The organism is Parabacteroides sp. CAG:2, from assembly GCF_000436315.1.
Taxonomy (GTDB): domain Bacteria; phylum Bacteroidota; class Bacteroidia; order Bacteroidales; family Tannerellaceae; genus Parabacteroides; species Parabacteroides distasonis.
Map to the genome: position 1 here is coordinate 184,493 of NZ_FR885329.1, position 13,168 is coordinate 197,660.

Here is a 13,168-nt window from a genome sequence, read left to right on the forward strand (position 1 = left end):
GATTAGCGAGTTCCGCCAGCCCACCATACGTTTTCGGTAAACACATACTGACCATCACCATAAGCAGCTTGTATATTAGGATTAGTCGTAGTATCATCATTACCATACGGACATCTTAACGGGAACTTACCCGGATTTTGCAAGCCATAAATATCCTCACCCAAGCTCTTCAAACGACGTACGTCATTATAGCACTCGGTAGACTCTCCATCTGCGTTCCAGAAAGAAATATATTTCTGAATCATCGTCTCTTTCAAAGGATTAGCATCGAATAAGGGAACGACATTCTCATCAAAGTAAGAAGCGGCCTCCTCCGGTGTCACCTCGTTTGTTACATTCAAGAAACCTCCCCAATAATCAGAAGCGAGGGCAGACTTGATATTAACCTCCATATTAGCCATACCTGCGACAACAGCCTCTTTCAACACTGCTTTTGCCTCATCCTTACGATTTAAACGACACAAAGCCTCTGCCTTCAAGAACAATACCTCATGATAACTTAAGATGTGAGTCGGAGCGGTTTGAGCTGCACAGAACATGGAAACAGTATATTCTAACTGACTTTGCACTAAATCACCATTATGAGCAAGATTCAATAATGGATCATCCTTAGAAGCAATCATCGTTTGGCTGTTAGCCTCCACATAGCAACGTCTGATACGCGGATCATTACGCTCATTCAATTTATCAAACATACTTCGGCTGGCTACTTCACCTAAACGAGAATAGAATACTCCGAAAAATGGGTTGATATTAACACCCACACCATACATAGCATAGCTACATTGCTCGGCTGCCGAGGTGTACGACTTGGAAATATAATCCAACACCTTTTCCATATCGCCCTTAACATCAGCGCTACGTCCCATCAAGCGCATCGTATAACGAGCCTTCAAGCCATAAGCTGTCTTTAGCCAAGCCGAAGCGTCACCTTTATAAATCAAATCTTGATTAGACAGGCTCGTCAGATCTGATTTCTGAAGATCTTCAATTGCGGCATCCACATAGGCCATGATATCCTTATAAATCTCCTCTTGTTTATCGATAGCGGGAGTCATAGATACTGTATAGTCACAAGCCTCTTTCCAAGGTGTATCACCATACATATCTGTCAAGATCGCCAAATTGTAAGCCACGAAAAGTTCCGCAATGCCTTTTGTTATGAAGTTCTGCTCTTCTTCTGCGACTTTGACAGAGATCAAAGCATCTTTCAGTGTCGAATAGGTTCCCCCCCATGAGTTATTAAAGGTAGAAGCCGATGTACAAGAAGAACGGGTTTCCGCATAGTAGAATTGATTATGCGAACCTGTCTCATGTTCCACATACATACCACCATATAAATTGAAATCGCCGCTAACCACGCTAAACGCAGTCGAAGTCATGACATCCGTAAGGATCATCTTTGCGGGAACTGCTGTGGTATGATTATGATCTTTGTTGATCTCATCCATCTTATCCTCAGAGCAAGAGACCAAGGCTGCGGTGAAAACAACTCCCGTCAATAATTTTTTTGAGATATTTTGAAGTTTCATCTTTTGTTTCCTTTATTAGAATTTCACATTTAAACCGAAGCCATAGCTCGAAGCACCCGGCATAGAAAAGCGCTCGAAGCCACCGCCCATATTATTATTACCTTGAGAAGCCTCAGGATCCAAACCTTTCAACTCAGACCAAAGAATGATATTTCTGGCAAAAACATTTAAGTTCACGTTGATTCCATTCTTATCCCATATCGGATAACTAACGGACAACTCACGTAGTTTCAAGAAACCACTGTCATAGATACCAGCTTCGGAAATAAGCGTCATGCGGTCATAATATGATAAAGCGTCTTCGCCTTTGATATCTATGTCATTAGCTACATAGGAACCATCTTCCAACTGCTTTACAGCCGGATGACTAAAACGGAAAGTCTCGGCCGTACGACTTTCAACAGACTCCATACTTGTACCATAATAGTTCAACGTGTTCAATGTACCGCTATACATCTGTCCACCACATTTCCAATCGAACGTAGCGCCGATACGGAATTTGTAGATCTCAAAATTAGTATTGAAACCCAAGAGGAAATCCGGGGAAACCTTACCGATCACACCCTCACTACCGATCTGAGGCAAGCCATCTTCGTCTACGACAATGTCACCGTTGTCATTACGCAAGAAAGTCGTACCATAGATTACAGGGAATTTATCGCCAATATTCGCACGTACCTGCGGATCAACGAAACCTCCCAAGAAAATACTCTCTACACCCGGAGCCAGCTCATCCACGTAGTTATCGATCTTAGAGAAGTTAAATGCCATATCCCATTTAAAATTCTTCGTATTGATCGGATTGATTCCCAACGTAATCTCATGAGCGTTCGTATGGATAGCGCCACCATTGGTTACTAATTCTGCAGAGCCTGTAGAACCAGCCAAAGGAACCTCAAATATCTGATCTTTCACATTCTGCCGAGAGAAGGTATAGTTCAATGAGAACAGACCATTCAAGAAGATCAAATCCACACCTAACTCATAAGACTTCGTGTTCTGAGGTTTCAGATTCGGATCATACACACGAGCATATGGAGTGAACGCCGTAATTCCACTCATAGGATATTGTATAGGCGTAGAACCATAAAAACCACCACCGTAAACAGGTGTAGTATAATAAGAATCATAATAATCTCCAGCCTGTCCTACTTCGGCGTAAGAAGCACGTAATTTACCATAAGTCAAGACATTATTCTTCAATGGTTCTAATTCTGTGAAAATCCAGCCCAAGGAAACAGATGGATAAGTGAATGAGCGGTTGTTACGAGGCATATTAGATACGATATCGTTACGAACAGTTGCGTTGAAGTAAACCATGTTAGCGTAAGACAATGAAATGCTAGCAAAGTTACCAACTGTGCGTTTCCGGCGTAATGACTCGGATGCTACCATAGTTGTAGCATTATCTATATGATTCCAACCCGGGAAGTTATAGTTCGCTCCATAAGACTCGTAAAATTTCCGCTGATTCTCTACCAATTCATTACCAACAAGGGCATCGAACAACCAATCTTCATTGATATTCCAAGTATATGCAGCGGTCAACAAAGAGTTCAACTCCGTGATTGAATATCCATAGTGATCAATCTCTCCATAACCATTTGCATGTCCATAACCCCAAGAATCCGTATAATTAGTCGTATAAGAGTCCACACCCAATTGATACTTGACATCCAATTTGTGATTATCGGTATTGAACTTCGTAGAATATTTCAAATAAGTATTTCCAAAGAAACGTTGTGAACGTTCCAAGAACTCGTTGTTATCTACCGCCCAATAAGCTCCGTCAAAACCTGATGTGCTACGGAATGTATTTTGTGTATACGGGTCACCCTCAACATGACTTGGGATACCGGCTAAATCGTAGCTAGAAGGAGCTCCGTAAACAGTAGCTAAGATTCCATTATTGGCACTAGACTGCTTGCTGATCTTCGAATTTACATAGGTACCGGTAAATCCAGTAGACCAGTTCTTGTGTAATTGAGCTTCGGCACTCATTTTTGCGTTGTATCGGTCCATGCCTGTATTTGGAATAATACCATCTTGCGTAGTATTACCGATCGAGAAGGAATAGTTACCTTTATCAAAAGCTTGAGCTACATTCACGGAGTTACTCCATGTCGTACCCACGTTGAAGAAATCCTTGATATTGTCGTAAGCTTGTGGTTGAGCCCAAGGGTCTAATCCCGCAGCGGCCCGCTGAGGTACATAATACATACCTTCATGCTTACCATATTGCTTGGTAAACTCATTATCCGTATTTCCTCCATAAGTCGGATCGTTAGGCAATTCGCTGATTAGTGGTCCCCAAGAAGTTGAAGCATACGGGCTATACTTGCCATTTGTACCCTGCGCATACACTTTTTGGTATTCAGGCATCGTTGAAACCTTATCAAAAGATAAGCTGGTATTAAAAGCGACCTGAGGTTTACCTTTACGGGCTCCCTTTCCACTTTTGGTCGTAATGACAATTACTCCATTTGTTGCACGCATACCATACAAGGCAGATGCGGCCTGTCCCTTTAATATATTAATGCTTTCAATATCGTTTGGGTCGATATCCACCGCACGAGATGCAAAGTCCGTGCCGGAAACAGAACTACCGGTGTCCACATCAGCCGTTGAAGCGACAGGCATACCGTCAATCACATACAAAGGAGTATTATCCCCTGTAAAAGATCTGGAACCACGAATCGTGATCTTAGAAGAGGCACCCGGCATACCGGAAGAAGGAGAGATCTCCACTCCAGAAACCTTACCTTGTAATGCGCCAGACAAACTAGTATTAGCTCCTTTCGTCAACTCATCCGCTTTCACATCTTGAACCGCATAACCTAAAGCTTTCTTTTCCTTTGAGATACCCATAGCCGTAACCACGACCTCATCCAAGTTCTGGGTATCGGCTAATAGTTTTACATTTACATTAGAAGTGGCCGCAACTTCTTGAGATTTCATACCGATGTATGAAATAACCAATTGTTTACCATTCGCAGGTACTTCTAGTTCAAAGTTTCCATCAAAATCCGTGACTGTTCCCACGGTTGTCCCTTTTACGATAATAGAGGCACCGATCACCGGCTCTCCATCTTCCCCAATTACCTTACCGGTAACCTTCGAGGTCTGTGCTGAAACCACACCTGCACTCAATGCAAGAAATAGTAGCACAGAAGTCAACTTTTTCTTCATAAACACACTTATTTATTAACTATATACTTAAAAATGTTTTCTCTGCATTTTAATGGTTGATTAACTAAGTTCATACAGAACTACTCCATTTTATGTTTTACGACATACCTATTAAATGAAAAACGGTTGCAAAACTATAAATTATACCTGAAAAAAACAACAAATTATTATTATTGTGATATATTTCCTTTGTTTTCTTAATTGTTAAATCTGTCAATTTGCAATATAACCACTGTCTAAATCGACTCAGGTGACATGATCGTATCACAAATCAATGAGTTATCGCTGCCGATAGTTTCTTTTTGACAAATAAAAAAATTATTTTTATCTTAATTTTATCGTAACAAATAGTGAGCTTACTCTTTATAGGCATGATATTGGACTTGATATCAACTTATTCTGGATATTTTATAGCATATAGCTTATCACTAAAAATATTTACAACTTTATTTTATGTAGATATTTGTGAAAAACGGCTGGCTTTTCTTATCCTCCCAATATGGCTGATAAACAATATCTCTCAAATCCAATATATTTATTACAGAATTTTAATAGATCTAAACTTATATGATAATTTTTTTTCATATGACTACACTAAATAAAATATTGAAAATTGGTAGTTCTGTATGAACTATAGTCCACGAAAGCTTAATTGAATTTCTAGTTTAGTTTAAATAAAAAGAATGTGTCTATGAAGAAAAAGTTGACTTCTGTGCTACTATTTCTTGCGATGAGCGTAGGAGTAGTTTCGGCACAGACCTCGAAGGTTACCGGTAAGGTAGTCGGAGAAGATGGTGAGCCGGTGATCGGTGCGTCCATTATCGTAAAAGGAACGACTGTGGGAACAGTTACGGATTTTGACGGTAATTTTACTTTGGATGTTCCTAGTGATGGTAAGCAATTAGTTATTTCATACATCGGTATGAAATCCAAGGAGGTAGTTGTGTCTCCCAATGTAAATGTAACATTGATGTCTGATACCCAAAACTTGGATGAGGTCGTGGTTACAGCGATGGGTATCTCAAAGGAAAAGAAAGCTTTAGGTTATGCCGTGCAAGATGTAAAATCGGATGAGTTAACACAAGGTGCTAACACTAGTTTGTCTGGGGCTTTGCAAGGTAAAGTATCCGGTATCGATATCGCTTCCTCATCGGGTATGCCAGGCGCATCTTCCAAGATCATGATCCGTGGAGCCCGTTCATTTACAGGGGATAACTCTCCTTTGTATGTGATCGATGGTATGCCGATCGCTTCTACGGCGGATGTTAATACGGATACTATGAATAATGGTAGTGTTAGTGGAGCTGACTATGCGAACCGTGCCGTAGACTTAGATCCGAACGATATCGAGAGTATCAACATCTTGAAAGGACAAGCCGCTTCTGCGTTGTATGGTATGCGTGCTTCTAATGGTGTGATCGTTATTACTACAAAGAGCGGAAAAGGTGCTCGTAAAGGAAAACCTCAGATCTCATTCAACACGAATCTTGCGTTTGATAAGGTTTCTACATTACCTGAGTTACAAACTGAATATGGACAAGGTAATGAAGGTGCTTATAACCCATATTCGGGATTTAGCTGGGGACCGTCTATCTCTGACTTGGCGAATGATCCTGTATATGGCGGTAATGTACAAAATGAATATACGGAAGGTGGATTGCATAATGGACAATACTATGTGCCTCAGCGTGCTGCGGCAGGATTGGATCCATGGGCTACTCCCCAAGCTTATAATAATGCGAAAGATTTCTTCCAGACTGGCGTTACTTGGAGTAACTCTGTAAATGTAGCTCAATCTTTCGATAAAGGAAACTATTCATTTTCTTTGGGTAATACGACTTCTGATGGTATCGTTCGTTCTACGGGAATGGATCGTTATAACGTGAAGCTGTCGGGTGAGGCGCAATTGCATGATAACTGGACGACTGGTTTTAACGGAAACTTCGTGACATCAAAGATCAAGAAGCAAGGAACCGCTAATGACGGTGTTACCGCTACGGTTTATACGGCTCCTATCAGTTATACTATGGCGGGCATACCTTCCCATATCGAAGGTGATCCTTATACTCAGAATACGTTCCGTGAGAACTGGATCGATGATGGAAACTGGGCGTGCGACAATAATAGCTTTACGGAGAGATCTCAACGTTTCTTCGGGAATGCGTTCTTGAAGTATTCTACTAAATTTGGTACGGACAATCATAAATTGGATGTGAAATACCAAATTGGTGATGACGCTTATACGACCAATTACTCTGATATTTACGGCTACGGTACAACTGGTTATGCGAATGGTTATGCTAGCGAATACGGTTTTACGGTAAATGAGATGAACTCATTGTTGACGTTTACGTATAACTGGAATATCAATGAGGACTTCGTATTCGATGCTTTGTTGGGTAATGAGCTTGTAGATAAGCGAATCAGTAATACTCAAGCCGTGGGATATAGCTTCAACTTCCCGGGCTGGAACCATTTGAACAACGCTTCTGTATTCAACAGCTCTCATGAGTATAAGAGAAAACGTACGGTAGGTAACTTCGCTAGCTTATCTTTGGCTTGGAAGAATATGCTTTATTTGAATGTTACGGGACGTAACGATATCGTGTCTTCTATGCCGAGAGATAACCGTTCGTTCTTTTATCCTTCCGTATCCCTTGGATGGGTATTCACGGAAGTGGAAGCCTTGAAGAATGATATCTTGACATTTGGTAAGATCCGTGGCTCTTACGCAGAGGTAGGTATGGCAGGAGAATATGTGCCGTCTTATTATTATACGCCAAGTTATGGTGGTGGTTTCTTCCAGGGAACACCTATTATGTATCCGATTAATGGAAATATGGCGTATATTCCTTATTTCGTGGTTTATGATCCGAACTTGAAGCCTCAGAACACGAAGTCTTATGAGCTTGGTGCTGACTTGACTTTCTTGAATGGTTTAGTTTCATTGAATTATACGTATTCTCGTCAGAACGTGAAAGACCAAATCTTCGAGGTGCCTTTGGCTGGCTCCACAGGTGCTTCCAGTATGATGATGAATGGTGGAAAGATGCACTCAAACGTACATGAGATTACATTAGGTATCTCTCCGGTTGATACGAAGAATTTCAAGCTGGACTTCGCTTTTAACTTCTCAAAGATCGACAATTATGTAGACGAGTTGGCTCCGGGCGTAGAGAGCATTATGTTGGGTGGTTTCGTGACTCCTCAAGTACGTGCAGGTATCGGCGATAAATTCCCGGTAATCTATGGTGTTGGTTACAAACGTGATGGCGAAGGACGAATTGTAGTAAACGAAAAAGGTATACCAGAGGCTGGTGAGACCCAAGTAATCGGTAAGGTTTCTCCTGATTTCCGTTTGGGTTTCAATACGAATATCGAGTTGTATAAATTCCGTTTGGCTGCTGTATTTGACTGGAAGCAAGGTGGACAAATGTATAGTGGTACGGCTGGTGAGACGAACTTCTATGGTACAAGTAAGTTATCTGGAGAGGTTCGTAAGAGTGATAAATATCATTTTGACTATGCTGCTGTTGAACAGAAGGGCGTAGATGCGGATGGTAAACCTATCTATGTTCCCTATACGGGTGGAGTGAAAGGATCAGATGCAGAGGAGTATTTCAAAAGCGTGAGGGGCATTGACGAAGCCTATGTTTATGACAACTCGTTCTTGAAATTGCGTGAACTTTCATTGTCATATCCTGTATATAAGAAAGATAACTTGAATGTAAACGTGAATGTTTTCGCCCGTAATATCATTGTATGGTCTGAGATAAAAGGCTTCGATCCAGAGGCTACTCAAGGAAATAACAATATGGCTGGCGCTTTCGAGCGTTTCTCCTTACCGGGTACATCTAGCTACGGTTTTGGTGTCAACGTAAATTTCTAATTTATAAAGAAGACAGATATATATGAATACAATAATAAAATCATTTAAAGGGTTGGCTGTTATGTCGGCCGTATCCTTGGCATTGGCTGGATGTTCCGAGGATGTAATGGATCGGATTAACCAAGATACGAGCCATACAAATAGCGTGGATGGCAAATTTATCTTGGCCGACTTGATTACTTCTACTGCATTTTCCAACGTTAGCGGAGACTTCAATACCTATTCATCTTCCTACGTGGAATATGAAGTGGGTATCGAAAACCAGTTATATAACGCGGAAATTCGTTTGAATGAGCCTTCTGCCTCTTCTACGTTTGAGAATACGTGGGGAAATGTTTATACAAGCTTGAAGAACGCTCGTGTTATTATCGGTCAATGTCAAGAAGGTAAGCGTGATGAGGGAAATTTAGTGACGAGAGGTATCGCTGAGGTCATGGAAGCTTACAATGGCGCTCTATTGGCGGATATATTTGGAGATACACCTTATAGTGAAGCTTCTTTATTGGATGAGAATGGCTCACCGGTGAATATGAATCCTAAAATAGATAAGCAAGAGGAGATTTATGTCTCTATAATGGCCTCCTTGGACAAGGCGATCGAGGATTTGAATCAGTCTGATCGTTCACCGGTTGGTACGTATGATTATTTGTATAATGGAGATGCCGAGAAATGGATTAAATTCGCTTATGGTTTGAAGGCTCGTTATACGATGCGTCTGATCAATCGTTCCACGGATAAGCAAGCTGACTTGAATAAGGTTTTGGACTATGTATCAAAATCTTTTACTTCTGCGGATGACGAGGCTGCATACGCTGTCTATGATGCGAATAATATCAACCCATTCTTTGGTTACTTCGATTCTCGCGCTGGTTTTGCCAATAGCCAGAGCTTGACGGACAAGTTGATTGAGCGTAAAGATCCTCGATTGGAAAGAGTGATGCTTTCTCCTACTACGGCTGACAAGAAACGCGTACAGGTTACAGGCTCTGCTGATAAGAACTTAGTTCCGGCCCCGAATGGTACTCCTGAGCAGAATATGCAGAAATATGGTGTTTCCGCCTTTGTATATTCAAACACGGCTCCTACGATGTTGATGAGTTATCATGAGTTGAAATTCTTGCAAGCTGAGGCGTTATGTCGCTTAAACCGTACGTCTGACGCCGAGAAAGCGTTGAAAGAGGCGGTAGCTGCCGGAATCGCAAATGCTGAGAGAAGTGTCTCTTCTGCTATCACTTATATGGGTAGCAAAATGGTCGTGAATTCAGAAAAAATGACAGAGGAGACGGCCAATACATATTTCGATAACCAAGTTAAACCGTTGTTTGCTGTAAATCCTTTGAAAGAGACCATGATCCAGAAATATCTGGCTTTGTGGGGGGCATCGGGAGAGGCTACCGAGACTTTTAATGATATCCGTAGAATGAAAGGATTAGGAGAGAATTTCGTGACATTGGCGAATACGAAAAAATTCCCTCTTCGTATGCCTTATGGTAATAGTGACGTGGTATCAAATCCGGAAGTAAAAGCCGCTTATGGCGACGGTCAATACGTATATTCAGAGCCTGTATGGTGGGCTGGCGGAACTCGCTAATCTAACATATATAATATAAGGTATAGGGTGCCTCTCCGATTATGGAGGGGCATCTTTTTTTGTTATATATCTTACATGTTTTGATAGCTTCCCTTATCCCATTTCCTTGGAAGGCTTATTGGTTTTATATGGAAATATAGATCATCTAACAATTGGTGCATGATCATCTAACAGACGTTGCATGATCATGCACCAACTGTTGGACGATCATGCACCAGTTGATAGATATTTAATGCTTCAAGAAAGAAGGTATAATGTGTTAAGAAGATATCGCTAAAAGTATGGGATAGAAAGGATAGGGAATTAAGGGAATGTTAAATTTTCATTGTCATAATGTTAGTATATTATATGGGTAAAAGTGTATTTGTAGTGATTGTTCTTTCATTATGTCACTATTTCCTGTTGTTTAACATTCTTTTTATACGATAAATTTCTTGACTTATCCTTTGAAAAGTAAATAAAATATCCGACTTTTGCTTCCATGATGAGTCAACCATTAGCAGAGAGATTACGTCCGAAGACGTTGGATGATTATATTGGACAGAAGCACCTGGTAGGCCAGGGAGCCGTGTTGAGGAAGATGATTGATGCGGGACGGGTTCCCTCTTTTATATTGTGGGGGCCGCCGGGAGTCGGGAAGACTACCTTAGCGCAGATCATAGCGAATAAGTTGGATGCGCCTTTTTATACGTTAAGCGCGATCAGTTCGGGAGTGAAGGACGTGCGGGAGGTGATAGAGAAGGCCAAGAGCAACCGCTTCTTCAATACGGTATCGCCGATATTGTTTATTGATGAGATACACCGGTTCAGTAAGTCGCAGCAAGACTCATTGCTGAACGCCGTGGAGACGGGCGTGGTGACGCTGATTGGGGCAACCACGGAGAATCCCTCGTTCGAGGTAATCCGTCCTTTGTTATCCCGTTGTCAGGTGTACGTGTTGAAATCGCTGGACAAGAATGACTTGCTTACGCTATTGCATAAGGCGATCGCCGAGGATGTCGTTCTGAAGGATAAAAACATAAGGCTGACGGAAACGGATGCCATGTTACGTTACTCGGGAGGAGATGCCCGGAAGTTGCTGAATATTCTGGAACTGGTGGTGTCTGCCGAGGAGAGTGACAATATTGAGATTCTGGATGAGAAGGTAGTGGAGAGGTTGCAGGAGAACCCTGCGGCGTATGATAAGGGAGGGGAGATGCATTACGATATAATCTCCGCTTTTATCAAGTCGATCCGGGGTAGCGATCCCGATGGCGCCATTTACTGGCTCGCCCGTATGGTGGCCGGGGGAGAAGACCCTGAGTTTATCGCACGGCGGTTGGTGATCTCCGCTTCTGAGGATATCGGATTGGCGAATCCGAATGCGCTTTTGCTGGCGAACGCATGTTTCGATGCCTTGAAGAAGATCGGCTGGCCGGAGGGCCGGATCATTCTGGCCGAGACGACCGTTTATCTGGCTTGCAGCCCGAAAAGTAATTCGGCCTATATGGCGATCAACGACGCTTTGGCACTTGTTAACCGGACTGGGAATTTACCCGTACCGCTTCATCTACGCAACGCGCCTACCAAATTAATGGCTGAATTGGAGTATGGCAAGGAATATAAATATGCGCACGACTACGAAAATCATTTTGTAAAGCAGGAGTATCTTCCGAAGGAAATTTTGGGCGAACGTTTGTGGAAAGGACAGGAAAATCCGGCCGAGCACAAACTAATTGAGCAAATGAGGCGCCTTTGGGGAGATCGTTTTTAATTGACATATTCTGATTGTAAATTAAAAAATGCTCGAAAAGTGTCGGCAAATGAGAAAAAATAGTTACATTAGCCGCCTGTTTTTGAAAAAATAGTTACTTTATTTATAATAACATTCTAAAAAGACATTGGTATGAAGAAGCACAATTTTTATGCAGGTCCTTCTATCTTGAGCGAGTATACAATTAAGAATACAGCCGCTGCGGTAGAAAATTTTGCGGGTATGGGGTTATCACTTCTTGAGATCTCTCATAGAAGTAAGGAGTTTGTAGCCGTAAACGACGAGGCACGTGCGTTGATCAAGGAATTACTGGATGTTCCGGCAGGCTATGAGGTTGTATTCATGGGCGGTGGCGCCAGCATGCAGTTCTGTATGGTTCCTTACAATCTGTTGAATAAGAAAGCCTCTTATTTGGATACCGGCACATGGGCTTCGAACGCTATCAAGGAAGCTAAGTTGTTTGGGGAGGTAGATGTTGTCGCTTCTTCCAAAGACAAGAACTATACTTACATCCCGAAGGGTTATGCGATCGCTGATGACTCGGATTATTTCCATTTTACTTCTAATAATACGATTTACGGAACAGAGATGCGTAAAGATCCAGATGTGAAGCAACGTTTGGTTTGCGATATGTCTTCCGATATTTTCTCTCGTCCGATCGATATTTCCAAATATGATATTATCTATGCGGGTGCTCAAAAGAACTTGGCTCCTGCCGGCGTGACTTTGGCTATCGTTCGTGTGGACGCTTTAGGACATGTAGACCGTCCGATCCCGACCATGTTGAACTACGCTACCCATATTAAAAAGGATTCCATGTTCAATACACCTCCTGTATTGCCTATTTACGCGGCTTTACAGACCTTGAAATGGTATAAGGAACAAGGTGGTATCGCCGCTATGGAGAAGAAGGATCTTGAGAATGCGGCGATCTTATACGATGAGATCGATCGTAATAAGTTGTTCCGTGGTACGGTAGCGGAGGAAGATCGTTCGATCATGAATGTTTGTTTCGTGATGAATGATGAGTATAAGGAGTTGGAGGACGAGTTCAGTAAATATGCTACTGCCGCTGGTATGGTAGGTATCAAGGGACACCGTTCTGTAGGTGGTTTCCGTGCCTCTCTTTATAACGCGATGCCGAAGAGCAGCGTGGAGGCTTTGGTAGCTTGCATGAAAGAGTTCGAGAAACAACATTAATCAAGGAGGATTCA

At 42.0% G+C, this 13,168-nt stretch carries 6 protein-coding genes; 4 read left to right on the forward strand and 2 right to left on the reverse strand.

What is annotated here, in order from left to right:
* Positions 1-2 precede the first annotated feature (2 nt).
* Positions 3-1,532 (reverse strand): SusD/RagB family nutrient-binding outer membrane lipoprotein, encoded by a 1,530-nt coding sequence (locus QVP94_RS17810; protein WP_005855636.1) that lies wholly within the window; start codon positions 1,530-1,532, stop codon positions 3-5.
* 15 nt (positions 1,533-1,547) lie between these two features.
* Positions 1,548-4,721, reverse strand: coding sequence for a SusC/RagA family TonB-linked outer membrane protein (locus QVP94_RS17815; RefSeq protein WP_022193140.1), 3,174 nt, complete (start codon positions 4,719-4,721; stop codon positions 1,548-1,550).
* A gap of 691 nt (positions 4,722-5,412) precedes the next feature.
* On the opposite strand from QVP94_RS17815, the gene QVP94_RS17820 reads away from it, so the two are divergent.
* The 4 genes from QVP94_RS17820 to serC all read left to right on the forward strand — a co-directional run bounded on the left by QVP94_RS17820 (position 5,413) and on the right by serC (position 13,154).
* Positions 5,413-8,610, forward strand: coding sequence for a SusC/RagA family TonB-linked outer membrane protein (locus QVP94_RS17820; protein ID WP_005855640.1), 3,198 nt, complete (start codon positions 5,413-5,415; stop codon positions 8,608-8,610).
* A gap of 22 nt (positions 8,611-8,632) precedes the next feature.
* A complete protein-coding gene (locus tag QVP94_RS17825) occupies positions 8,633-10,201 on the forward strand; it encodes a SusD/RagB family nutrient-binding outer membrane lipoprotein (RefSeq protein ID WP_008771706.1) in 1,569 nt (522 codons plus the stop codon).
* A gap of 481 nt (positions 10,202-10,682) precedes the next feature.
* Positions 10,683-11,954, forward strand: a complete 1,272-nt coding sequence (locus tag QVP94_RS17830) for a replication-associated recombination protein A (protein WP_005855645.1) — start codon at positions 10,683-10,685, stop codon at positions 11,952-11,954.
* Positions 11,955-12,086: 132 nt separating this feature from the next.
* The gene (serC, locus tag QVP94_RS17835) at positions 12,087-13,154 is read left to right on the forward strand and encodes a 3-phosphoserine/phosphohydroxythreonine transaminase (protein ID WP_005855647.1); all 1,068 of its coding nucleotides are present in this window, start codon (positions 12,087-12,089) and stop codon (positions 13,152-13,154) included.
* Positions 13,155-13,168 lie beyond the last annotated feature (14 nt).